Annotated in this window: 19 protein-coding genes; 9 read left to right on the forward strand and 10 right to left on the reverse strand. The window is 49.5% G+C overall.

Annotated features, from left to right (window positions below):
- Positions 1–11: 11 nt before the first annotated feature.
- A complete protein-coding gene (locus AEST_RS00870) occupies positions 12–653 on the reverse strand; it encodes a class I SAM-dependent methyltransferase (protein ID WP_008606368.1) in 642 nt (213 codons plus the stop codon).
- Positions 654–1211: 558 nt separating this feature from the next.
- Positions 1212–1838, reverse strand: a complete 627-nt coding sequence (locus AEST_RS00875; protein ID WP_008606369.1) for a c-type cytochrome — start codon at positions 1836–1838, stop codon at positions 1212–1214.
- Positions 1839–2020: 182 nt separating this feature from the next.
- On the opposite strand from AEST_RS00875, the gene yihA reads away from it, so the two are divergent.
- Positions 2021–2653, forward strand: a complete 633-nt coding sequence (gene yihA / locus AEST_RS00880; protein WP_008606370.1) for a ribosome biogenesis GTP-binding protein YihA/YsxC — start codon at positions 2021–2023, stop codon at positions 2651–2653.
- Between the two features lie 450 nt (positions 2654–3103).
- Here yihA and polA read toward each other — a convergent pair whose 3' ends face one another.
- Positions 3104–5884 (reverse strand): DNA polymerase I, encoded by a 2781-nt coding sequence (gene polA, locus AEST_RS00885; RefSeq protein WP_008606371.1) that lies wholly within the window; start codon positions 5882–5884, stop codon positions 3104–3106.
- A 556-nt stretch (positions 5885–6440) separates the two neighbouring features.
- Between polA and AEST_RS00890 the strand changes: the two genes are divergently transcribed.
- Together AEST_RS00890 and AEST_RS00895 are read left to right on the forward strand one after the other, a co-directional pair.
- Positions 6441–6836, forward strand: a complete 396-nt coding sequence (locus AEST_RS00890) for a c-type cytochrome (RefSeq protein ID WP_008606375.1) — start codon at positions 6441–6443, stop codon at positions 6834–6836.
- Between the two features lie 180 nt (positions 6837–7016).
- Positions 7017–8885, forward strand: a complete 1869-nt coding sequence (locus AEST_RS00895; RefSeq protein WP_008606376.1) for a sensor domain-containing diguanylate cyclase — start codon at positions 7017–7019, stop codon at positions 8883–8885.
- 22 nt (positions 8886–8907) lie between these two features.
- Here the strand turns inward: AEST_RS00895 and rep are convergent, their stop codons facing one another.
- Positions 8908–10923: a DNA helicase Rep gene (gene rep, locus AEST_RS00900; protein WP_008606377.1), complete on the reverse strand. Its 2016-nt coding sequence runs from the start codon at positions 10921–10923 to the stop codon at positions 8908–8910.
- 117 nt (positions 10924–11040) lie between these two features.
- Here rep and ubiK point away from each other — a divergent pair, with 117 nt between their 5' ends.
- Positions 11041–11328, forward strand: coding sequence for a ubiquinone biosynthesis accessory factor UbiK (gene ubiK / locus AEST_RS00905; RefSeq protein WP_008606378.1), 288 nt, complete (start codon positions 11041–11043; stop codon positions 11326–11328).
- Between the two features lie 46 nt (positions 11329–11374).
- On the opposite strand, the gene AEST_RS00910 is transcribed toward ubiK, so the two are convergent.
- The 5 genes from AEST_RS00910 to AEST_RS00930 form a co-directional block, all read right to left on the reverse strand.
- Positions 11375–12304 carry an SPFH domain-containing protein gene (locus tag AEST_RS00910; protein ID WP_008606379.1) on the reverse strand — a complete coding sequence of 310 codons (930 nt, stop codon included), beginning with the start codon at positions 12302–12304 and terminating at the stop codon, positions 11375–11377.
- A 20-nt stretch (positions 12305–12324) separates the two neighbouring features.
- Positions 12325–12765 (reverse strand): NfeD family protein, encoded by a 441-nt coding sequence (locus AEST_RS00915; protein ID WP_008606380.1) that lies wholly within the window; start codon positions 12763–12765, stop codon positions 12325–12327.
- Between the two features lie 120 nt (positions 12766–12885).
- Positions 12886–13947: a M20/M25/M40 family metallo-hydrolase gene (locus tag AEST_RS00920; RefSeq protein ID WP_008606381.1), complete on the reverse strand. Its 1062-nt coding sequence runs from the start codon at positions 13945–13947 to the stop codon at positions 12886–12888.
- A 115-nt stretch (positions 13948–14062) separates the two neighbouring features.
- On the reverse strand, positions 14063–14410 hold the full coding sequence (locus AEST_RS00925; RefSeq protein WP_008606382.1) for a RidA family protein: 348 nt from the start codon (positions 14408–14410) through the stop codon (positions 14063–14065).
- Between the two features lie 141 nt (positions 14411–14551).
- Positions 14552–15334, reverse strand: coding sequence for a DUF2884 family protein (locus AEST_RS00930; protein ID WP_008606383.1), 783 nt, complete (start codon positions 15332–15334; stop codon positions 14552–14554).
- Between the two features lie 297 nt (positions 15335–15631).
- Here AEST_RS00930 and AEST_RS00935 point away from each other — a divergent pair, with 297 nt between their 5' ends.
- The 3 genes from AEST_RS00935 to AEST_RS00945 are packed head-to-tail and all read left to right on the forward strand — an operon-like array spanning position 15632 to position 19929.
- On the forward strand, positions 15632–17446 hold the full coding sequence (locus AEST_RS00935; protein WP_008606384.1) for an assimilatory sulfite reductase (NADPH) flavoprotein subunit: 1815 nt from the start codon (positions 15632–15634) through the stop codon (positions 17444–17446).
- Positions 17446–19164, forward strand: coding sequence for an assimilatory sulfite reductase (NADPH) hemoprotein subunit (gene cysI / locus AEST_RS00940; RefSeq protein WP_008606385.1), 1719 nt, complete (start codon positions 17446–17448; stop codon positions 19162–19164). Before AEST_RS00935 ends, cysI begins: the two co-directional genes overlap by 1 nt.
- 15 nt (positions 19165–19179) lie before the next feature.
- Positions 19180–19929: a phosphoadenylyl-sulfate reductase gene (locus AEST_RS00945; protein WP_008606386.1), complete on the forward strand. Its 750-nt coding sequence runs from the start codon at positions 19180–19182 to the stop codon at positions 19927–19929.
- A 142-nt stretch (positions 19930–20071) separates the two neighbouring features.
- Here AEST_RS00945 and AEST_RS00950 read toward each other — a convergent pair whose 3' ends face one another.
- Entirely contained in the window at positions 20072–21010 is a 939-nt protein-coding gene (locus AEST_RS00950) for a hypothetical protein (protein ID WP_008606387.1), read from the reverse strand.
- A 266-nt stretch (positions 21011–21276) separates the two neighbouring features.
- Here AEST_RS00950 and AEST_RS00955 point away from each other — a divergent pair, with 266 nt between their 5' ends.
- Positions 21277–23535: a Calx-beta domain-containing protein gene (locus AEST_RS00955; protein ID WP_008606388.1), complete on the forward strand. Its 2259-nt coding sequence runs from the start codon at positions 21277–21279 to the stop codon at positions 23533–23535.
- A gap of 235 nt (positions 23536–23770) precedes the next feature.
- The coding region (locus AEST_RS00960) for a substrate-binding periplasmic protein (protein WP_238534522.1) at positions 23771–24197 on the forward strand (427 nt) is incomplete at its 3' end.

The following is a 24197-nucleotide window of genomic DNA, read 5'->3' on the forward strand; positions in this document are numbered from 1 at the left end:
GGGCGCACATTTTAACCAGCTTTGCGTAAGATCACCACATCCTTTGCAGGAAAACTTAGGCTTAACTGATCGCGGCGGGCTAAAAAGTTAAAGGTATCCGGGTGGAAAAAGCGGATATGTGTAGGATCACGTTTATAGTGCCAGTTGGCAAACTGGCTAACCGCTGGATAGTGGCTGGTCATAATCGCCAGCACGCCGCCGGGTTGCAGTAACCTTAACCAGCATTGCCACTCCTGTGCCGGGTTGACAAAGTGCTCAATGGCTTCGCTGCAGCTAATAAAGTCATAGCGCCGCGTCAGCACTTCAGGGTTATTGGCAAAGAACGGGTCCCACAGCTGCATCTGATGACCGGCTTCCTGTAGCATTTGGGCTAATAACGGGCCGGGGCCACAACCAAAATCCAGCCCCTGCAGCGGCCCGGCGGGTAAAGCGGCCAATAAGGGCCCGGCCAGACGGCTTAAAAACTGTCGGTAGCCGGCATCACTGACATCGTTATTATGTAACCGATAATGCTGTTGTTCTTGCTCTGCAGTTAACAACTGGGCGGCGGGGACAAAAACGAGTGCGCATTGCTGACATTGCCGGTACTGACGCTGCGGGTCCTGGCTAAACAGGGTACTGTCCTGGTGCAGACAGAGTGGACATGGTTCCATCTAACTTTCCTAAAAAAACAAAGGGCGATAAGAATATCTTATCGCCCTGTTTATTCGTGCCTAGTGGTGGACACTTCTCTCGAATCGCTCAAATCATCCTGAAGCGCAGCCAACATCGTGTTGCCAGTTATCCATATATTGTTATTTGCTGTCCGTGCGCACTCTTTTCTTATTCGCGACCTTCCTGGTAACTTTCGTAATCATCCATGTGCGCCTTAGCGCCTGACACCATCCGGGCATCTTAAAACACAGCGCACCCGTGGGTGCTGATAGCTTCCTTTACCGCATTTCCCTGTTGTTATATCGCCTTTGGCGAACGGTTTAAATCTACTCTGTTCTGAGCAGATGGCAAGTCTTTGCTGATAAAAAATACAAAAAAAATTCGACTTTAGTCTAGGTTTTTAATATTTTCAGTGACTTATGCTGTATAAAATATAGCAAAAAAGTTCCTGAAAATTGAAAATCAGGGTGATGTCTTACAGTGTTTGTGAGAGATCTCGCACAAAGGCAATAAAAAACCGGCCTGATAGCCGGTTTTTTATTCAGACTTTGTTCAGCTTAGTGTAAGCCGCCCAGGTATTGCGACAGAACCCGAATATCTTCGTCGGTCAGCTTTTTCGCTACTTCACGCATCATACCGTTCATGTCGTTAGCACGGGTACCGGCGCGGAATTCTTCCAATGTGGTTTTCAGGTAATCAGCATTCTGAAAGCCGATACGAGGGAAGCCCGCCAGGCTGGTACCAGCACCACGTGGACCGTGGCAGGCGATACAGGCTGCAATACCGCGCTCGGCATCGCCACCGCGATATAGTTTCTGGCCGGCCTCAATCACATCTTCCGGTGTCGTGCCTGGTGTCATGCGCTGTGACGAGAAATAGGCGGCCAGATCTTTCATATCCTGGTCAGACAGCGCGGCTACCATACCAAACATGATGGCATTCGAACGACCTTCTTTACCACCTGAAGTCATACCCAGTTTGTAGTCGGTAAGCTGCTTGTACAGGTATTCAGCATGCTGGCCGGCAATTTTGGGGTAGATAGCTAACGGACTGTTACCATCCGGGCCATGGCAGGCGGCACAAGTTGCAGATTTTGCTTTGCCAGCCTCGGCATCACCATCGAAAGCGTTTGCTGCACCGATTAAACCGAATAACAGCGTCAGAGGTAGTACGAGTTTTTTCATTTTTGATCCGTCTCAGTCCGCATTCAAACGCCAGTGAGCTGGCTATAATGAATAGTATTAAGGTGTTTTTTCGCCTATTTTACACGAAACTGCTCAAAGTAAAATCCCATCCTTTAGTCAAAAGCTTCTTCCGATCCTCCAGATCCGTTACAATAACCCTAATTTAACTGCCGGAGCAGCTTGTGTCACAACCTAAGTTCAATTTTCAGCAGGTCAGTTTTCTGACCAGTGCCCCTGATATCAGGGCCTTGCCAGCCGATACCGGTATCGAAGTCGCCTTTGCCGGCCGCTCCAATGCGGGTAAGTCGAGTGCGCTGAATACCCTGACCCGGCAAAATAATCTGGCCCGTACCAGTAAAACGCCTGGCCGAACCCAGCTAATTAATACTTTTACGCTGGCGCCGGAAAAAAGATTAATTGATTTACCCGGCTATGGTTTTGCCAAGGTACCGCTGGCGGTAAAAGAAAAATGGCAGAAGTCGTTATCTGAGTACCTGCAGCAGCGGCAAAGCCTGAGAGGTTTGGTGGTGTTGATGGATATTCGCCACCCGCTGAAAGATCTGGATCAGCAGTTGATCTTCTGGGCCGTGGAGAGCCAGTTACCGGTGCTGATCCTGTTGACCAAAGCAGACAAGTTGGGGCCCGGCGCCCGAAAAAAGGTGTTGCTGGAAGTGCGCGAAGCCGCACTGGCTTTTATGGGCGACGTGCAGGTGCAGGTATTCAGTTCGCTGAGTAAGCTTGGCTTACCTGAGTTTGAGCAGGTATTAAACGGCTGGTTTAGCGACGAGTCGACAGCAAACGTCGACGCGCCCTAAGTAAACCCTTCAGGATCCCCAAAAAAAAACCGACCCAGCAGGGTCGGTCATAGCAATCGGGGAGAAGCTATATAAAAATCAAATCAACAGGGTGTCTTATCGCTAAGACGGCCACAGTATAGCACTAATTTTGCGCTGTTTAAAGTATTTGCTCTAAAAAGTGTTGTTCAGTTACGTGAACTGCAACTGGCTGCTGCGCCATTGGCTTGTGATCAGAAAAACGGGCATAAAAAAACGCCCCGCTGCAAGCAGCGGGGCGGCTAAATAAAGCCTACTTTCAGAATCCGGGGTGCAACACCCTGGTTGAAAGATAGAATATCTTACCTCTGTACCCTACGACTCAAATTCTAGTCATTTTCTGAGCGATTGCAAGAATTTTTTGTAATAAAACTACATAAAAGTCTAAATGGTGCATTTTAAAGACTTTTTATGTAATTAAATTACCACGCCCTAGTGGGCTTCATCCCAGTTGTCGCCATAACCCACTTCGGCCAGTAAGGGTACATCGAGCTTAGCGGCACTAGCCATCAGCTGCTTTAACTCGGTCGCTAACCAACTGACATCGGCGGTGGTCACTTCGAACACCAATTCATCGTGTACCTGCATAATCATCGCTGCTTTGTCAGCGGCATGTTGCTGCAGCCAAGCCTGTACCTTAATCATCGCCAGTTTAATAATATCGGCTGCCGTACCTTGCATCGGCGCATTAATTGCCGCCCGCTCGGCGGCCTTTTGCCGGCCGATATTTTTGGTATTTATATCGGGCAGGTATAAACGCCGGCCAAACAGTGTCTCGACATAGCCCTGCTCATGAGCGTGTTTCCGGGTGCGCTCCATATAATCAAGCACACCGGGGAAGCGCTCAAAATAGCGATCTACATAATGCTGGGCTTCGCCCCGACCTATGCCGAGTTGTTTGGCCAGACCAAAGGCTGACATGCCATAAATTAATCCGAAGTTCACGGCCTTGGCACGGCGCCGCTGCTCACTGCTAACTTGATCCAGACTTACCCCAAATACCTCAGCCGCGGTTGCCCGGTGTACGTCCAGGCCTTTGGCAAAGGCGTCCAGTAGGGCTTTATCCTGCGACAGATGCGCCATAATCCGCAGTTCAATCTGCGAGTAATCGATGGCCATAATCAGCTTACCTGGCGGTGCAATAAAAGCCTGGCGGATCCGCCGCCCTTCTTCGGTGCGGATCGGAATATTCTGCAGGTTGGGTTCAGTGGAACTCAGGCGGCCGGTAGCGGCGACTGCCTGATGATAAGAGGTATGCACCCTGCCAGTTGCCGGGTTAATCATTTTCGGCAGTTTTTCGGTATAGGTGGAACGCAGTTTGCTCAGGCCACGGTGCTCCGTGATCAGTTTGGGAAATTCATATTCCAGTGCTAATTCTGCCAGCACCTCTTCTGCTGTAGAGGGCGTGCCGCTCGGGGTCTTTTTCAGTACCGGCAACTTCATCTGCTCGAACAGAATTTCTTGTAACTGTTTCGGGGAGGCCAGATTAAACTCTTTGCCGGCTTGTTTATAAGCCAGTTGCTCCAGTTCGGCAATCCGCTGACTTAACTGCTTGCTTTGCTCGGCCAGTAACTGGCTATCGATCAGCACGCCGTGCCGCTCGATATCGGACAGAATAGCAATCAGCGGCAGTTCAATCTCATTGAATACTTTGACCAGGCCGGGGCTTTGCTGCAACTGTGGCCACAATGTCTGATGCAGTCGCAAGGTGACATCGGCATCTTCGGCAGCGTACTCGGCCGCTTTTTCCAGTTCAATCTGGTTAAAGGTGAGTTGCTTGGCACCTTTACCGGCTATATCTTCGAAGCTGATGGTGCTATGTCCCAGATATTTCAGCGCCAGGCTGTCCATATCATGGCGGCCGGCCACCGAGTTCAGCACATAGGACTCCAGCATAGTGTCAAACTTAACGCCCTTAAGTGCAATATCGTAACGCGCCAGCACACTTTGGTCGTACTTCAGATTCTGGCCTACCTTGGCTTTGGCTGGATTTTCCAGCCAGGGTGTTAGGCGTTGCAGACAGTCCTTACGATCCAGTTGTGCCGGCGCGCCCAGATAGTCGTGTGCCAGCGGCAGGTACCAGGCTTTACCCGGCGCGGTAGCGAAGGACATCCCGACCAGTTCCGCCTGCATATAATCCAGGCTGGTGGTTTCGGTATCAAAAGCCGTCAGTTCAGCTTGCTCCAGCTCGGCTAATAAGGCAGTCAAATCTGCTGAGGTCAGAATGGTCTGATACTGCTGGCGATCAATCACTTGTCTGACTTGCTCAGGGCTTTCTGTTGTTGGACTGTCTGCCTGCTCGGTGTTCGCTATTCCCGCCGCCGGCTCACTGTTGGCCAGGACTTCCGCCAGCCAGCGTTTAAATTCGCACTCCCGGTACAGCTCTGCCAATTGTGCCCGGTCGGCGGGCTGGATCTGCAATTCGTCCAGCGCGCAGGGAAGCTCTACGTCACACTTAATGGTTGCCAGCTCATATGACAGCTTTAGTTGGGCTTCAAATTCCTGCAGCTTAGCGGCCATGGTTTTCGCACCACGGAAACTCAGGCCTGCGACCTGATCCAGCTGTTGGTAAATCTGTGCGATAGAACCCAGCCCCTGCAGCAGAGCCGCTGCCGTTTTCTCCCCCACCCCTGGTAGACCCGGGATGTTATCCACTTTATCGCCCATCAGCGCCAGATAATCGATAATCAACTCCGGGCCAATACCGAATTTTTCTATTACTGCAGGTGGATCGAGCAGCGTATTAGTCATGGTATTGATCAGTGTGACATGCTCATCAACCAGCTGCGCCATATCTTTATCACCGGTTGAAATCAGCGTATGGCGGCCAGCGGCACTGGCCTGGCGGGCCAGGGTACCTATTACATCGTCAGCTTCAACGCCGCTAATGCATAATAATGGCAGGCCCATAGCGCGAATAATCTTGTGCAGCGGCTCAATCTGGCTGCGTAGATCGTCTGGCATTGGTGGCCGGTGCGCTTTGTACTCAGCATACATTTCGTTGCGAAAAGTCGGGCCCTTGGCATCGAATACTACCGCCATCTGGGTTGGCTGATACTGTTTCAGCAAACTTTTCAGCATATTGACGACGCCATAAATGGCACCGGTCGCTTCGCCGCGGGAGTTAGTCAGATGCGGTGGCGCATGATAGGCGCGAAATAAATAAGAAGAACCGTCAACCAATATTAACGGATTTGTCGGGATATAAACCATGATGCTGTTCCTGCGCGGACTTGATGCTATAGCATGCCATAGCAGACCAGATCAGGCTAGCTGAACAAGTTTCCGGGATAGAGACTTATTAAGGCATAAGCTGTGGATAACTTTGTGCAAAACAATAGGAGATATTCACGCTGTAATTGACAGCATGGGGAACATTTTAATTCTAAGTGTTTGTCTTATAAAAGAAAGGTGCCTAACTGCAAGTGCCCTGATTCTTATTTTTTTAGCATTGCGTAATGTGGAAAACGCTTTAGCTTTCGCCCGGAGTCCATTCTCGACAGCAGCCTGCAACTCCGCGCAGGTTGAACAGACTATCACAACTGACGCTTTTGCCCAGAGCTAATTTTAAAAAATTTTGCTCCTAAAAAAATGCGCTTCTACTCAAAAAAGCATAAAGCAGGTTTGACGGGCCTTTTAGCAGATTAGCATCGCGATTTGATCTTGGGTTATTGTTGTGCAAAGGCTGAACAGGGACTCTTCCGTTCTGCGGCAAAGGCAGGCTATAATGCCAGAAAATCAGTATGGCTTTTAGGATGGGATCATCACTATGAAGAAATTATCACTTGCAGTGGCATTACTGCTGACCACGCTGGGTATCAATGCCAGCACTGACCAGGAAAAAGATGCCATTGCCAAGCGTATTGCCCCAGTTGGCCAGGTTTATGTTGCTGGCGCAGCTGCCGCAACTGCTGCCGTTGCCTCGGGGCCTCGTAGCGGTGAGCAAGTATATCAGGCGGCTTGTTTTGCCTGTCACGGTACAGGTGCCCTGGATGCGCCTAAACCAAATTCAGCAGACTGGAAGCCGCGTATGGCACAGGGTTTTGATGTGTTGTTAAAGCACTCGATCGAAGGCTTTAACAATATGCCTGCGATGGGTACCTGTATGAACTGTTCGGAAGATGAAATCGCTGCCGCCATCCGTTTTATGACCGACGGCGTTTAACCAGTTACTGCTGCATCATGAAAAGCCGCGCAATAGTGCGGCTTTTTTGTCTTCACGCTGTTTTAAAGCCACTTAAAACTAATTCAGTTTTATTTCTTTACTCACTCTTCCATGCGTCTAAACTTTATGCATAATAACACTTTGTTATTATTGCTCTGACCAGTGTTTTTGTGCAACGGAATGGCGGATTTGAATAAGTTATCGACACTTCAGCATCAACTCAATAAAACCAATACCCGACTGCGGCGGTTATTGGCTTTAGTTGCGCGCTATAAAGAAGCCTATACCATTCAGGGCGCTTTGTTGAAACTGTCGGAACTGGCGAGCAGTATCAGCGATATGGCAGAGTTTTATCCGGCGATCCACAAGATGGTGTCGGAGTTACTGCATGCGGAAAACTTTTATGTCGTGCTGTATGACAGCGAAACCACACAATATAGCCTGCAGTATTTTTCTGACGAAAAAGATCAGCAACTGATCGTGTCAGTGCCTTCCAGTGCTTTCTCCAGCGGCTTAACCGGTTATGTTGTGCGGACGCAACAACCTTTGCTCTGTGATGAGGCGCAGTTTGATGCGTTAGTCAGCAGTGGTGAAATCCAGTCGCAAGGCTCGCCATCCGCGCATTGGATGGGGATCCCGTTATTGCGCGAAGACAAAGTTATCGGTGTGATGGCGATTCAGTCCTATGATCCGGCGTACCGCTATAACGAACATGATCTGAAACTGTTTAATAGCATTGGTAGTAATACCGTTATCGCACTGGATCGGGTAAAAAGCCGCGAATTGCTGGAAACGACAGTGCGGCAACGCACCTTGCAGCTGCGGCAAACTAACGAGTCGCTGCAAAAAGAAATCAAAGAGCGGATCCATGCCGAAAAGCTGCAGGCCGCCTTATATGAGATATCCGAATTAACGGCCAGTAGTCAGGATATGCAAACCTTTTACCGGGCTATGCATAAAGTACTTTGTGGCTTAATGGCGGCCGACAATTGCTATATAGCTCTGTTGGATCAGGACGGTACTAAACTGACCTTTCCATTTTATCTGGACCAGTTTAGCCCCGCCGCCAGTGACCGACCCTTGGGTAAAGGCTTTACCGAATATGTGATCCGCTGTGCTGAAGCGCGTTTGATCAATAGTGAGGAAGCGGCGCAGTTGGTGGAGCGGGGTGAGATCCGCCGTGGTATCGGCAGTTTAAACCAGCCACACCGTAACTCCAGTAGCTGGCTGGGTGCGCCATTAAAAGTGGATCAGCGGGTACTGGGCGTGATAGCAGTGCAATCTTATGAAACAGGCTATCAGTATACCGAGCAGGAATTAACTATCCTGCGTTTTGTTTCACAACATATTGCCGTTGCCATTCAGCGTAAATTAGCCTCGGAGCGTCAGCGCCAGCATCAGGAAGAGCTGGAACGTAAGGTATTTGAAAGTACGCGGGAATTACGGCAAACCAATTTGTTTTTACGTTTACAGGTAGAAGAGCGCAAAAAAGCCGAGCAAAAGCTGTTTTATGATGCCAATCATGATGTGTTAACCGGCCTCGCCAACCGGCAAATGTTTCTGCAGCAGCTTAAGCAGCAGTTTGCATTGATCAAACGCCAGAGCCAACCGGGTATGGCGTTGCTGTTTCTCGATCTGGATCGCTTTAAGTTGATTAATGACACCCTGGGCCATCATATTGGTGATGCTTTTTTAATTGAGAGTAGTAAGCGGTTGCTCAGTGCCATCCGTGAACATGATGTGGCAGCGCGTTTTGGTGGTGATGAGTTTGTGGTAATGCTGCTGAATTTACAAAGCTTTCAGGATGCCGAAGAGGTGGCGCAGCGGATTATTGATAAATTCCGCCAGCCTTATCAGTTGGACGGGCATAAAACTCAGTCTGGGGTCAGTATCGGTATAGCCCCGCTGACCATGGAATATCATCATGCCGATGCTTTGCTGCGTGATGCTGATGCCGCGATGTACCATGCAAAAGCGCTGGGGCGTGGACGCTATGCAGTATTCCAGCCCGAGATGCGCGATCAGATGTTAAAGGCGCTGAGTAACTAAGCGCCGACCCATCGGGGGTTGTTTATCCTTTATTCAACAATTGCCGTAAGCGGGCAATATTCGCCGCGGCAGTTTGCTGGCGCTGTTCGGCCGTTTTTGGCTGATCCGGCTTTTGCCACTCTAAATCATCCTGCGGTAATTCCTGCAAAAAACGGCTGGGTTCAGGTCTGATGGTTTCACCAAATTGCCGGCGTTCGCGGGCATAGGTAAAGATCAGTTCGCGCTGAGCCCGGGTAATGCCGACATAGGCCAGCCGGCGTTCTTCCTCGACATTGTCTTCGTCGATACTGGTTTGGTGCGGCAAAATGCCCTCTTCCATCCCAACCATAAACACGTATGGAAATTCCAGGCCTTTTGAAGCATGCAGGGTTAATAATTGCACCTGATCGGCCTGATCTTCCTGTTCCTGCCGTTCTAACATATCGCGCAGACAGAGTTTACTGACCACTTCATTGATCGTCATGGCTGGCTCGTCATCTTTGCCTTCCAGCATTTCGACAATCCAACGGTACAGCTCGTTGACATTTTTCAGCGCCATTTCCGCTGCTTTCGGGCTGTTACTGGTTTCAAACAGCCAGGCTTCATAATGGCTTTGCCGGATCAGGTCACGTATGGCTTCGCTGGCCTCAGCACGCTGGGCATTATCTGCCAGCTGATTGATCCAGTCAGCAAATTGCTGTACTGCCTGCAAACTGCGCGCCGGTAAAATATGCGCTAATTCCGGGTGGCAGCAGGCGGCGAACAGGCTGATATGCAGTTGATTAGCCAGATTGCCAATTTTTTCTAAGGTAGCATGGCCGATTTCCCGCCGCGGCACATTAATAATCCGCAATAGTGCGTTATCGTCATCCTGATTCACCAGCAAGCGCAAATAGGCCATCACATCCTTGATTTCGCTGCGGGCAAAAAAGGAGGTGCCGCCGGAAATACGATACGGAATACGGTTAGTCATCAGTGCTTTTTCAAATACCCGCGCCTGATGGTTGCCGCGGTACAGAATTGCATAATCCCGGTACTGGCTGCGATTACTAAAGCGGTGCGAGATAATTTCGGCTACTACCTTGTCGGCTTCGTCTTCTTCGTGTTTGCACGGCAAGACTTTTAGCGGCACACCATAGCCGTTGACGCTAAACAGCTTTTTCTCAAACTCATGCGGGTTATTGGCGATCAGAATATTCGCCGCTTTTAAGATCCGCTCCGCTGAACGATAGTTCTGCTCCAGCTTGATCACCTGCAGTTCGGGAAAGTCTTTTTTCAGCAGCACCAGATTTTGCGGCCGGGCACCACGCCAGGAATAGATTGACTGGTCATCGTCGCCAACCACGGTAAAGCGGCGCCGCTCGCCGACCAGCCATTTCACCAGTTCATACTGGCTGGTGTTGGTATCCTGATATTCGTCGACCAGCAGATAGCGGATTTTCTGCTGCCAGCGTTCGCGGGTTTCGGTCTGATGTTGAAATAACAGGGTTGGCAGCAGAATAAGATCGTCAAAATCAAAGGCATTACACGCTTTTAGCATCTTGCTGTACTGCAGATAGTAATTCGCCAGGCTGATCGTTTCCGCATCCTGTGTTTGTTGCAGTGCCAGCTCAGGTAGCGTCAGGTCATTTTTCCAGCTGCTGATACGGTTTTGCAGCTTACGGATCAGTTCTTTATCACCGTTATACTCGCCATCGGTCAGTTCTTTTAACAGCGAAAAGCTGTCCTGATCGTCAAACAAACTGAAGTTAGCTTTGTAACCAAGCTGGCGAAATTCTTTTTTCAGAATTTCCAGTCCCAGCGTATGAAAGGTCGAGATGGTCAGGCCACGGGTGGCGCTTTTGGGTAACTGGGCGTTAATCCGCTCCCGCATCTCTCGCGCCGCTTTATTGGTGAAAGTCACCGCCGCGATATGTCGCGCGGGTAACTCGCACTCCTGAATTAAGTAGGCGATTTTATTAATTATGACCCGGGTTTTGCCACTACCGGCGCCTGCCAGCACCAGACAGGGGCCGCCAATAAATTTAACCGCTGCGTCTTGCTGTGGATTTAACTTCATCTGACCTGCCTTTTGTTCCGGGGTGGCATTGTAAGGCCTGACGGCAGAAATTTCATTCGCGTTCTGCCATTTAGGCCGTAGAATAGAGCAGAGCAATCGAAAACACCGGAGAAGATGATGCTGGATCCGAAAAAAATTGAAGAGATCGCCCGCCAGATCGGCGCTGTGATCCCACCGCAGCTAAAGCAGTTTGCCGATGAGTTGGAAAGCAAGGTTAAGCAGGTACTGCAAGCGAAGCTGGCTGATCTGGACTTTGTTAGTCGGGAAGAATTTGACGTACAGCGTCAGGTACTACTGCGGACCCGGGAGAAAGTTGAGGCGATGGAGCAGCAACTGGCAGCTTTACTGGCTGAGAAAACCCAGGATTTCCGCCAGAACGAGCTGCCAAGCTCAGATCAGCAGTAATGCAACCCTAAAAGCTGCGCCGGTGTTGGCCGGCGCAGTTAATTGTTTATTTTTGTACGGATTTCAGAATTTCTGTTAAACCTGCAACCGCACCACCGATATTCGCCAGCTCGGCCGGCACTATCATCGTATTATTGGCTTTGGCCAGATTACCGAACTCTTTTACATATTGCTCGGCAACCCGCAAGCTAACGGCTTCCTGACCACCAGGCTGGTTAATGGACTCGGCGATTTTGCGCAGACCCTCAGCGGTAGCGATGGCAATCAGCTCAATTTCACGCGCCCGACCTTCGGCCTCGTTAATCTGCCGCTGTTTGTCAGCTTCCGACAGGTTAATCACTTCCTGCTTCTGACCTTCAGAGACGTTAATCATTGCCTGACGTTCACCCTCGGACTTGGCAATGGCGGCCCGCCGTTCCCGCTCGGCACGCATTTGTTGCTCCAGCGCATCTTTAATGCTAATTGGCAGCTCGATATCGGCAATTTCATAACGTAACACTTTAACGCCCCAAGGACCTGCTGCTTCGTCCAATGCCCGTACTACTTCTTCATTGATTTTTGCACGCTCTTCAAAGGTTTTATCCAGATCGGTCTGACCAATCACCGAACGCATAGTCGTTTGTGCCAATTGTGCCGCGGCATAGCGATAATCGTTGATGCCGTAACTGGCCTTCATCGGATCGATAACTTGCAGATACAAAATGCCATCAATACCGACCTGGATGTTGTCCCGGGTAACACAGGTTTGGCGTTTAACGTCGATCACTTCTTCTTTCAAAGTTTGGATATAAGCAACTTTATCGACAAAAGGGATCAGAATGTGAAAACCCGAATCAAGCGTGCGTGAGTATTTACCTAAGCGCTCAATCACATAATTGCTTCGTTGCGGTACAACCCGGGCTGATTTGAAAATGGTGATCACCACCGCCAGCGCAAAGCCAAAGGTTAGAATGGTTTGAATATCTAATTGTTCCATAAGTTAAGACTCCTTTTTCGTTAGTTAACTTTGACAACAGTGAGATGAATACCCTCATTCGCAACAACACGCGCCAGATCGCCGGCTTTTAACTCGTCACTGGATTGCGCATCCCACTGTACACCGTTCAACACTACCCGGCCGCGGCCGTGCTGAAAGTCTGCTAAAACTGTGGCTGTATCACCGATGTCTTCAGTAAAGCGCGATGGATGTTCGCCTTTGTCGGCGGTGAAACCAACAAACCAGCGTTTAAAACGGCCTCGGGCGGTAAATAGCAGGACCAGACTGACAATACCAAAGACGGTGTACTGAGTACTGGCCGCTTCAATCCAGCCGAGCTGCAGTAACACGCCGACGACAATGGCGGCTAACCCCAGAAACACTGCGACAATACTGGTGGCCAGTAATTCGCTAAGAATTAATGCCACACCGATAATAATCCAAATCATGGCTGTACTCATTTAAACCTCCTGTTACTAGCTTTAGGCTCACCGCCGCAGTGTAGCGTTAAAATGACAGCTTGCTAACTGTTAATTTACAACGAATTGTAAAAAGGTGTAACAACCTGCGCCGGACTCGTTCTAGAGCTTAGTCTTCGCCAGAGCCAGGTCAAGCTGTTGTAAAAAGCTCAGCACGGTTTCTACCACCTGATGATAAAACGCGACATCGACTTTATCTGCCGTGTCTCTTGGCGTGTGGTAATCGGCATGATCGGCCACGCCAAAGTAGATAAAGGAGACGCCCTGCTGATGAAAGACGCCATGATCAGAACTGAGCGTCCAGTCCTGACTGTGGCCGGCTTTGTACCAGGGGCGATCGTGGGCGGCGATTAACTTAACAGCGCTCTGTTGTTGCAACTGTTCCAGTAATGGCAGTAACCAGGGATGATGATAACTGCCAACGGCAAACAGCTGCTGTTCGGTATCGCGGCTTAACATATCAATATTGATATTAAACCTTAGCTGCTCGGCACTGAGCAGGCCGGTACGAAATAGTGCTACCGCACCCTGCAAGCCTTTTTCCTCACTGTCCAGTGCGGCAAACAGTACCGGATGGCGCAGCGGATGCTTGGTAAGGTAACGTGCCAGTTCTAACATGGCGGCGACGCCGGAGGCATTATCGTCGGCGCCATAGAAGATGGTATCGCCGTGCATGCCGAGGTGATCATAATGAGCGGTAATAATCAGTGGCTTTAAACCCGGCTCAGTACCCGGCAATAACCCGAGCACATTGGCTGCATCTTCCACTCCAGGAATAACGGCATTTTTGCGTCGAAGCCAGCGATTAAATGAAAAATGTTCCGTTACGCTATAGGGGTGCAGGTAACCCTCGCTGCCGGCGGGGGTTAAACCGATAGCGGCAAATTGTTCGGCAATCCATAATCTGGCAGCGATGCCGCCCGGCGTACCCGGGGCGCGCCCTTGCCGCTCTGCCGCGGCCAGCCAGCTAAGGTCGGCCATCATCCGCTCCGCATCAAGACGTTGCTGTGGTGCTGCCGGCACGGCCTGTTGTTTTAGCGCAGTAATTCTGGCGCTTTCCTGCTGGGTTAGCTGCGTTAACCAGTAAGGTTTCAGACCATAGTAAGCCAAGAGCGCTATGACTACGATAGCCAGGGGCCAACGTAATTTTTTCAGTAATAACATCTGAACGTCCAGTTATCGATAAGTTTCTGCAAGGCAGCAATTCGCGCTGCCAACTACGTTTATGTAGTTATCATACTGATAATGTCCGGCAAAGTAGTGTTTTTTCGACTAGTTCTTACTGCGCTGCGACCACTTTGATTTCGACCTTCCAATGCGGATCGGCCAGTTTAGCTGCTACGGTAGTGCGTGCCAGTGCTGCGCCTTCAACCAACCAGGCATCCCATACCTGGTTCATCGCGGCATAATCGGCCATATCAGCCAGAAAAATCGTGACGTCGACCAGCTTGCGTTTATGACTAAAGCAACGCTCCAGCAGGGCGTCAATCTGAGACAGCACATTTTCGGTTTGGCTTTTAATATCGGTTGCCGTGGTATCCGGCACCATGCCAGCGCAAAAGATCAGGCCATTGGTAATAACGGCTTCTGAATAACGGACTGTAGGATCAATATGTTGGATGCTCATCTTTATTGCTACCTTAGCCGGGAAAAGAGTAATGATAGGCTAACGCGCTTTATTGAAAACTGCCAGTTGCGGGCATAAAAAAGGGCGTACTGTCATGCGAAGCAGTACGCCAAGCCGTGGTTAGGAAATTGAACTCGTTGCTTAGTTTTTAGCGGTTTTTACATTATTAAATAAGTCGTAGGCAGCCATGGCCGGCAGACGTTGCTGGATTTGGCTTTCCAGTTGATCCAACTGCTGCACTTGCTGGCACATGGCTTCACCGCGCTGCTCCAGCACACTGGCTTTGGCCTGCATATTTTGCTCTAACTGTTCGCCAAACTTCTCCATGCGCTGGCCAAAGGCTTCCATCCGCTGCTCGAACGTGCCCTGGCCGCTGACCATGGCTTTGCCAATTTGCAGCATAATATTGCCCATGCTTTCTTCGACCAGGCTTTCTATCGCGGCATCAAATTCCGGACCAAAGGCTTGATCGAGTTTTGACAGGGCGCTGCCACGCACTTCCAGTTGCTCGCCGCGGCGTACAATAATCTCGTCGGTGCTTTTTTGGATTTTCGCAAGCACATCACGCATCTGTGGGTGCTGTGCCAGCGATTTACCGGTCAGTTCGGTGAGTACCTGTTCGACAGCGGTACCTGCCAGTTGTAAGCCTGCTTGCACCAGTTCGACGGTGTTGATTGCCTGCTCGCGCACACCAGCCTGATATTGTTGCAGTAAAGCGCGGCTCTCAGCATCGGTGCTTTGCTCTTTACCGGCTAACCACAGCCGACCTTGTTGGTCGATGGTCCACAGCGGCTGTTGCTGTTGTTGTAATATCACCTGCGTAGGTGAAATAACTAAATCGTGCTCAAGTTGAAACTGGCAGCTTTGCTCAGCTACAGCCGGGTTAGCGAGGACAACGGTGGCGGTTAATACTAAGGCTTTCATTATTTTATCCTTCTTGCTGATTTGACCCTGTTAGTAGAGCAAAGTGAATGCCAACTATTAATGAGCTGATTTTAAACAATAAAATTATTTATTCAGTGACGGGCTTAGGAAGTTTATTGTTGGATTGGCTAAAAAGTAGTGAGTTTGACTAAGTGGTTGTCGCTGTCTTTAGAAAGAACTTATTCAGGCCGCCTGAGTTTTTAATTCCTTTCTGGAATAACCAAGAGAGATCCATTCTTTTACCAGTAGTCATCTGGATGGCTAAAATGTGGGTAATTAATTTAAGCAGGGTTTGTTATGCTGTTATCGTCACTGGTCGCTCAGGCCAGCCCGCTGTCTGAACAGCAGGTAAAACAATTACAGGGGCTGGTAAGCCAGCTTAATCCGATCCAGCAAGCCTGGGTTAGTGGCTATCTGGCGGCCAGTGCCCAATTGGCCGGTCAGAGTGTGGCAGTTGCTCCTTCGGCGGTAGCGGCACCTGCCGCGACTTTAACAGTGCTATATGGTTCACAAACCGGCAATGCCAAGCATGTTGCGCAAGATCTGGGCAAGGCAGCCAGTGGCAAAGGCTTTACGGTTAAGGTGCAGGACCTGGCCGAATATAAAGCGGCTAATCTGAAAAATGAGCGCTTTTTAGTGATTGTTACCTCGACCTATGGTGAGGGAGAGCCGCCGGAAAATGCCATCAGCTTTTATAACTTCCTATTTAGTAAAAAAGCGCCACAACTGCCAGAGCTGCGTTATGCGGTATTGGGCTTAGGCGATACCAGCTATGAATTTTTCTGCAAAACCGCACAGGATTTTGATCAGCGCCTCGCCGAATTAGGCGGCAAAGCTATTATTGCCCGGGCCGATCTGGATGTCGACTACGGCACTGCCGCCGCTAACTGGCAGCAGCAGCTCATCACGACCTTAGAGCCGGAATTTGCGCAGGCGCCGGCGGCAACGGCTGATGTTATTAGCTGGCCGGGTGTCAGCCAAACGGCGGCGGCAGAGAGCAGTTACAGTAAACAACAGCCGTTTAGCGCTGAGCTGTATACCAATCAGAAGATCACCGGCCGTGATTCCAGCAAAGATGTGCGGCATATTGAGATTTCGCTGGCGGGCTCCGGGCTGCGTTATCAGCCGGGTGATGCCCTGGGTGTCTATTTCAGTAACGACCCACAGCTGGTAAAAGAATTGTTACTGCTTACCGGCATTGCCGCTAATACCCCGGTATTACTGGGGACAGAGCGACTGACCATAAGTGATGCCTTGACTGAACAGCTGGAGCTAACGCAGTCCTATCCCGCCTTCGTCGATAAATATGCTAAAGCCAGCGGCAGCGAAGTGTTACAAGCTTTAGTGGCCGATAAAACCGCGCTACGCAGTTACCTGAGCGAGCGGCAGATTATTGATATCGTGCGTGAGCATCCGGCGCTGATTAGCGCGCAGCAACTGGTCGATGCGCTACGTAAGCAGCAGCCTCGTTTATATTCTATTGCGTCCTCGCAGGCCGAAGTGGAAGACGAGGTGCATTTAACGGTGGGTGTAGTACGTTATGAGGCCTATGGCAAACCGCATCTGGGTGGCGCTTCCGGCTTTTTAGCCGAGCGGTTAGCAGAGGGTGGCAGTATTAAGGTGTTTGTTGAAACCAATAACAACTTCCGCTTGCCAGAAAATGATGACACCCCGGTGATAATGATTGGCCCGGGCACCGGCATTGCGCCGTTCCGCGCCTTTTTACAGGAGCGGGATGTCCGTGCCGCCAGCGGTAAAAACTGGCTATTCTTTGGCAACCCACACTTTACCCAGGACTTCCTGTATCAGGTGGAGCTACAGAATTACTTAAAGCAAGGCTTGCTAACCCGGCTCGACGTTGCCTTTAGCCGCGATACGGCGGAAAAAGTCTATGTGCAGCATAAGCTGCTGAAACATGGCGCTGAGGTCTGGCAATGGTTAGAGCAGGGCGCGCACCTGTATATCTGTGGTGACGGCGCCCGGATGGCGAAAGACGTGCATCAGGCGTTGCTAACCATCGTGCAGCAGCAAGGCGGTAAAGATGAAAAGGCCGCGCAACAGTATTTAGATCAGTTACGGATAGCCAAGCGCTATCAGAAGGATGTGTATTAATGAGTCAGTATCCTGTTAATCCTGAATTTGTCGCGCCGGGCAAGTTGTCGGACAACGAGCGCTTAAAAGCCGAAAGCGACCATTTACGTGGCACTATCACCAGCGACTTGCAAAATGAGATTACCGGTGGCTTTACCGGCGATAACTTTATGTTGATCCGTTTTCACGGCATGTATCAGCAGGATGACCGTGATATCCGCGCCGAGCGCGCGGCGCAAAAGCTGGAGCCGCTGCACAATGTGATGTTGCGGGCGCGGATGCCCGGCGGCATTATTACACCGACGCAATGGCTGGCCATCGATAAGTTCGCGGCCGAGCACACCTTATATGGCAGTATCCGCCTGACCACCCGCCAGACTTTCCAGTTCCATGGCGTGTTAAAGCCGAATATTAAACCGATGCACCAGTTCTTAAATAGTATTGGCATCGATTCGATTGCCACCGCCGGTGATGTTAACCGTAACGTGCTGTGTACCTCTAATCCGGTCGAGAGCGAGTTACATCAACAGGCGTATCAGTGGGCGATTAAGATCAGCGAACATTTGCTGCCGAAAACCCGCGCCTATGCCGAGATCTGGCTGGATGAGGAAAAAGTTGAAACCACCGAGACCGAACCGGTGCTGGGTGATACCTACCTGCCACGTAAGTTTAAGACCACAGTGGTGATCCCGCCGCATAATGATGTTGATGTGCATGCCAACGATCTGAACTTTGTTGCTATTGCCGAGCACGGCAAACTGATCGGCTTTAATGTGCTGGTTGGTGGCGGCCTGGCAATGACCTTTGGCGATACCTCGACTTATCCGCGCCGGGCGGAAGAGCTGGGCTTTATCAGCCTGGAGCATGTACTGAAAGTGGCCGAGCATGTGGTCACAGTACAGCGCGATTATGGTGATCGGGTGAATCGTAAAAACGCCAAGACCAAATACACCATCGATCGCATCGGCGTCGACAATTTCCGTAGCGAAGTGGAAAAGCGCGTTGGTGTTGCCTTTGAACCGGTACGCCCTTATGCCTTTACCAGCCGTGGTGATCGCTTTGGCTGGGTTGAGGGCATTGATGGCAAGCATCACCTGACGCTGTTTATCGAAAATGGCCGGGTGCTGGACTTCCCTGGCAAACCATTAAAAACCGGTTTAGCGGAAATCGCGAAGATCCATCAGGGCGATTTGCGGATGACTGCAAACCAGAACCTGATTATTGCCGGCGTGCCGCTCGAGCAAAAAGCGCAAATCGAACAACTGGCACGTCAATACGGTTTGCTGGATGACAGCCACAGTGAGCAGCGTAAAAACTCGATGGCCTGTGTATCGTTCCCGACCTGCCCGCTGGCAATGGCGGAAGCGGAGCGTTATCTGCCTGAACTGGTGACGAAAGTTGAGGGCTTGCTTAGCAAAAACGGCGTTGCTGATGATCATATCGTGCTGCGGGTTACCGGCTGTCCGAATGGCTGTGGCCGCGCCATGCTGGCCGAGGTCGGCTTAGTTGGCCGGGCGCCGGGTAAATACAATGTCTATCTGGGGGGTAACAAAGTCGGTACCCGGATCCCGAAACTGTTTTTAGATAATGTCGCGGAAGCAGAGATTTTAGCTCAGCTTGACCAGCTTATCGGGCGTTGGGCCACCGAACGGCAGGCCGGCGAAGACTTTGGTGACTTTGTGATCCGCAGCGGTGTGGTTGCAGAGGTCAAAGTGTCTAAAACCGATTTTCACGCCTGAGCCGGAGTAAGCAGCATGGGGCAAGTACGGAATGATTACCGGCAGATCCTGCAGCAGAGCACCAAAGTGCAGCAAGTCTGGCTGGCGGAAATTAACTCGCTGTTGGCACCTCTGTCGGCAGCTGAGCGGGTGGCCTGGGCGCTGCGTCATTTACCAGAGCAACCGATGCTCAGCTCCAGTTTTGGTATTCAGGCCGCGGTGATGTTGCATCTGGTCAGTGTGCAAAAACCGGATATTCCGGTGGTGCTGACCGACACCGGCTATTTATTTCCGGAAACCTATCAGTTTATTGATCAGCTGACTGAGCGACTGGGGTTGAACTTGCAGGTTTATCGCGCTGCTCTCAGTCCACAGTGGCAGGAAGCCCGCTATGGCCAGCTCTGGTTAAGCGCTGAGGGTATCAAGCAATATAATCAGCTTAATAAAGTCGAGCCCATGCAGCGAGCGCTACGCGAGCTCAATGTGGGCACCTGGTTTACCGGCTTGCGCCGCAGCCAGAGCAGCACCCGCGCCGATAAAGCCATAGTGGAAATCAGCCGGGGGGTGGTTAAGGTGCAGCCTATTATCGACTGGAGCAATAAGGACGTCTTTTACTACTTAAAACAGCATAACCTGCCTTACCATCCGCTGTGGGAGCAGGGCTATCTGTCGGTTGGCGATACCCATTCTACTGCAAAGTTTGAACAGGGCATGAGTGAAGAAGATACCCGCTTTAATGGCTTTGGCCGCGAATGTGGCTTGCATATCGACGGTGATGGTATTTAGTTCGCTGGTATAGCATCAGCCTTTAATACAGTAGCACTGCCGGCACCATCCCATTTTACATTCTGACATGGGTGTAATTGCCCGAACTCTTAGAAATATCTCTCTAAGAGCTCCTGGAGCCTAGGTAAGCGTTTAGCATGCATTACAGATTGTAGCTTCTGATTTGGAATTGATTGGTAGCGTATGCGCTTGGTATTAGCACATTATTGTCATTTTCAACCAATGCTTTTCGCACATGCTCATTAGAAATCATTCTCTTAATTTCTGCTGTAGCGTTGTATTCACGCAGTATTGCATCAACCGCAGCTAACGAAACGGGCGGAATGCTAGACTCAATGAACTTTGACGTTCCTGGGATGAGTTTCACACTTTCGGCAATTTCATTGACACGGGTTTTGTGGAAATCTTTGTACATACTACAATCAACGCGACTGTAATTTAACACATCTTGCACCAGCGCGTGCTTAACTGCTGTTAACCTATCAATTGCTTCTTTGTTTTCATACAGCACCGAGTTAGGGTCGTTCTGCGCAGTTTTTATAAAATCACTCAGTGCGCAGCACACTGTAGAAAGATATTTCTGTAGCATCATATAGTCTGCAGCTGCAGTGATGTAGATGTTGAACGAATAGCGCTGATTTAAGCTCATCTGCTTGCCCAGCTCATCCACGCTCAACCCTTCGTTAAAGCCCATCTTCTTGACAAGCTTATAAAACTGAGATTTAACAAATGCATCTGCTCTTGTCGATTCTGAAATGAAGTTACTTTCAGATCCAACATCGTTTATGTAAATATTTCTATAGGTTGAAGCCTTTACACTCGCGTCTCGCTCTTCAAGGATTAATTGTTCGGCCATCTCTGACAAAGTTTGCACTTTACCATCGCTGTGTTGGTATTTATTAAGTGCAACATTTAGCTCGTTACGCAGCCTGTCAACTTCATTTAAAAGGTGAGCTTCATTATGAATTGCCGCATTGGCACGATTGAGGTCCTGCTCTGTAATTTGAACATAGCCACGGTTATTCAACCCGCTGGCATTGGTGCCCAGAATTTTGTCGGCCATTAGTAAGTAAACTGACATAGTAAACACCTCGATTCTATTGCTGGTGGTATAGCCCAAATGGGTTAGTCTTTAAGTAAGGTATCTGTTAAGCTAGCATCAGAATTTTAACTCGTCTAATGCGTTCTCATGGGTATCCGCCTTATCTTTTAAGCCGTAGCTGCTAGGTTCACTGCTTTTTTAGAAAGTTGCATGCGTAAAAACCAATATCGCTGCTTTCAGGTTGTTGTTCAAGCTGAATTGATACCCTAATATGACGTCAGCTTTCGGATTTAAAGGTTATGTTAATGAAAAAACAATTACTTGCAGCAACAATTACAATGTTAATCACGTCAGCCGCGTCAGCAAATAGCTGGCTGCCTGGCCATGATCATACTCAATGTGATGGCGCCGTTCACTCCCCTTTATCTGACTTGCTGTTTGCAGAGCAGGCCAAGCAGGTAGCATTAAACAAGCAAAATGCTGCGGCATTTAGCCAGGTACGTAGCAATGGTTCATCAGGTGGCGCTGTTTTTAGCAGTGGAGTTAATGTTACCAATGTCGCGGTGGTCATCCACAAAAGCTATTTAGAAACATCTGCTGGTAAATTCACTAAAGACCCACAAGGTAAATACTACGAAAATGGTGCGCAATTTGCGGTTGATCGAATTCAGAAAAAATTCGATGCGCTGAACGGTATTTTTGAAAAACAAAAGGTCAACACGCGACTGGTTCCGGCTTATTTCGCTGTCTCTGATAACGCCATCTACAATACCCGAGATCATGGAGCCAAAGAGCTTATTAACGTTACTCAGTGCATTCAATTATCAGATTTGGCTTTAGATTTCACCAATTTCAAAAGCACTTGCGAAGATGAAAATTTACTTAACATAAGAAACACCCTGCACAACAAGGTAGACGTCGTTTTTTATATCCGTGAATTTTTATCAAGCGAAAGCGATAACCTTGACGTCGAGCCTTACAAGAGCCTAGACAATGTTAATGGCCATGGAGTGTTGCGCTTATCTTTCTCAGAATATGACAGCTACTTCACAACTGTGAAATACCTGAAATTTGATGGTGACAACGGTGAGAATATAGTATTTGATAGAATTGGCTTAGGTTCAGTTCAGACATTCATCCATGAAGTTGGCCATGTTTTTGGCACAATGCATGAAGTGAGTGACGCAGAGCCCGTTACATCAGAATCAAATCGGGCTTACGCTTGCGGCAATAGAAAAAGCGTCACTAAAGATGTCAACGATTTAAACTCTATGCGAAAAACCGTTGATTGGAGTTTCGGCAGCAATTATACAGATCCAGGACATCTGTTCTTTTCTGATCCAGAGATTTTTGTAGATGGTGATCCTTGCGGTGTATTTGGTGTTGCTAACAATATTGCGTATGTAAGAGATAACGCTGCAGTTATCCCATTTACTACCGCCAAGTCAGCACCAAGCGCCAGCGTCAGCTTTGTCATTAACGAGCTGGTATTAAATCGTAGTGAAGAAAAAGGCCAGGTTGTGTTGCGCCGCACTGGTGATTTATCTGCACCAAGCCATGTAAACTTGCTGGCGAAAGATGATACAGCCTGGGAGCTGCGGGATTTTAAATTTGGTTTAAAAGAAGTGGCTTTTGCTGCAGGTGAAAGTGAAAAAACCATTGAGTTCGACATTTTACCGCGCGCAGAACGTCACCCAGATACGCGCTTTGATATTATCGTGCGCCAAGCCATTGGTGCGTCGTTCACCGATACACCTGTGAGCGTAACCATTGCCAGCGACAATAAAGCGTTAAATGGTGAAGTGGGTTTTGAACGCTCTACCCTATCGACCTTTGAGGGCGACATTGTAGAGGTAGTATTTAAACGCACCAATGGCACTGATGGCGATGCAACTTTCACTGTTACGGCTGAATCCGGCACCGCTGTTGAAGGGGTTGATTTTAAGCCTGTCAGTGCAACTGTGACCATTAAAGATGGCCAGAACATGGGCACTGCAATGCTGGAGACCATTAAGCGCGATACCGCCCAGGGGGCGCGTTCTTTAAAGCTGAAAATCAGCCAGATTAATGGTGCAGCACTTGGTCAGGCCGAAGCGACAGTGACCATTGCTGATGTGACAGATGTGGTATTCGCACAAACACAAATCAATGCTACCGAGGGTAACACCGCTACGGTTGAAATCCGCAGAAGCAACGATTTAACCCAAGCGGTAAGCGTAAATGTTAGCTCGGTAAATGGTACGGCAACAGCGGGGGTTGATTATCAGACAGTAAACCAAACGGTTAACTTTGCTGCTAATCAGACAACAGCAACGGTTGTAGTGAGCTTAATTAACCGCGAGGGTACTCAGGGTACACGTTCGTTCCAGCTTAACCTGAGCAGTTCTACCGCTGGCGTATCTATCGGCTCTGCGTCCAGTGCAACAATTAACATCAGCGATGTGGCTTTGGTGCCGCCTACGACACCAAGCCAGCCTGATAGCGGTAAATCTGGTGGTTCAACGGGTGTGTTCTTCGCCCTGCCACTTTTATTACTCGCTTTATTACGAAAATACAGAGGTTAACGCATGTTGTAGTAAAGGCCCTGATAAACAGGGCCTTCTGTTAAAAATGCCTGCTAGGCTGAATTCGTATTCAGGAGTCTGCCAGTCTACCTATCTGCCATAGCGATTATATTTTGCTGATCATTGGCAAAACGTGTTACTACTCAAATAAGTACATAAATTGACCGCTAAGGCTATCGTTTCTGCAGAAGATCAGCCATAGTAAGCCTTATCTACAGTCATACACGTAATCGCTATGAAATGGTTGTTGGGGGCTTTGCTGCTAAGCGCGAGTCTGGTACTGAGGGCGGAAAGCCTGATCATGTACACTGAGCATTTTCCTCCTTATAGTTTTGAGCAGAATCAGCAAATTACTGGCCTTAACACTGAGCTGGTGCGGCGTAGTTGTCAGATTGCCAAGATCCAGTGTGAGTTCCGCTTATTGCCCTGGCTACGTGCTTACGAAGCGGCGCAAAATGATCCCAAAGCCGGTTTGTACTCCACCTCACGCAATCCATTGCGGGAAGACGCTTTTCAATGGGTTGGGCCGCTGGCCCATGCCAGTGCCAATATGTACTGGTTAAAATCCCGCCCTGATGCACCGCCCCGTACCTTGGAGCAGGCAAAGCAGTATATCGTTGCTGTTGCCCGTGGCGATGTTTATGAGCTGTACCTGCAAAGTC

This window comes from Alishewanella aestuarii B11 (genome assembly GCF_000280055.1).
Lineage (GTDB): Bacteria > Pseudomonadota > Gammaproteobacteria > Enterobacterales > Alteromonadaceae > Alishewanella > Alishewanella aestuarii.

Bases quoted from the DNA above. Each gene is read 5' to 3' on its own strand.
- AEST_RS00955 (WP_008606388.1), top strand. From the start codon at position 21,277: ATGAAAAAACAATTACTTGCAGCAACAATTACAATGTTAATCACGTCA.
- AEST_RS00895 (WP_008606376.1), top strand. From the start codon at position 7,017: ATGGCGGATTTGAATAAGTTATCGACACTTCAGCATCAACTCAATAAA.
- AEST_RS00920 (WP_008606381.1), bottom strand. From the start codon at position 13,947: ATGTTATTACTGAAAAAATTACGTTGGCCCCTGGCTATCGTAGTCATA.
- AEST_RS00910 (WP_008606379.1), bottom strand. From the start codon at position 12,304: ATGGAACAATTAGATATTCAAACCATTCTAACCTTTGGCTTTGCGCTG.
- AEST_RS00875 (WP_008606369.1), bottom strand. From the start codon at position 1,838: ATGAAAAAACTCGTACTACCTCTGACGCTGTTATTCGGTTTAATCGGT.
- AEST_RS00950 (WP_008606387.1), bottom strand. From the start codon at position 21,010: ATGTCAGTTTACTTACTAATGGCCGACAAAATTCTGGGCACCAATGCC.
- AEST_RS00930 (WP_008606383.1), bottom strand. From the start codon at position 15,334: ATGAAAGCCTTAGTATTAACCGCCACCGTTGTCCTCGCTAACCCGGCT.
- AEST_RS00870 (WP_008606368.1), bottom strand. From the start codon at position 653: ATGGAACCATGTCCACTCTGTCTGCACCAGGACAGTACCCTGTTTAGC.
- polA (WP_008606371.1), bottom strand. From the start codon at position 5,884: ATGGTTTATATCCCGACAAATCCGTTAATATTGGTTGACGGTTCTTCT.
- AEST_RS00925 (WP_008606382.1), bottom strand. From the start codon at position 14,410: ATGAGCATCCAACATATTGATCCTACAGTCCGTTATTCAGAAGCCGTT.
- ubiK (WP_008606378.1), top strand. From the start codon at position 11,041: ATGCTGGATCCGAAAAAAATTGAAGAGATCGCCCGCCAGATCGGCGCT.
- rep (WP_008606377.1), bottom strand. From the start codon at position 10,923: ATGAAGTTAAATCCACAGCAAGACGCAGCGGTTAAATTTATTGGCGGC.
- cysI (WP_008606385.1), top strand. From the start codon at position 17,446: ATGAGTCAGTATCCTGTTAATCCTGAATTTGTCGCGCCGGGCAAGTTG.
- AEST_RS00890 (WP_008606375.1), top strand. From the start codon at position 6,441: ATGAAGAAATTATCACTTGCAGTGGCATTACTGCTGACCACGCTGGGT.
- AEST_RS00935 (WP_008606384.1), top strand. From the start codon at position 15,632: ATGCTGTTATCGTCACTGGTCGCTCAGGCCAGCCCGCTGTCTGAACAG.
- AEST_RS00915 (WP_008606380.1), bottom strand. From the start codon at position 12,765: ATGAGTACAGCCATGATTTGGATTATTATCGGTGTGGCATTAATTCTT.
- AEST_RS00945 (WP_008606386.1), top strand. From the start codon at position 19,180: ATGGGGCAAGTACGGAATGATTACCGGCAGATCCTGCAGCAGAGCACC.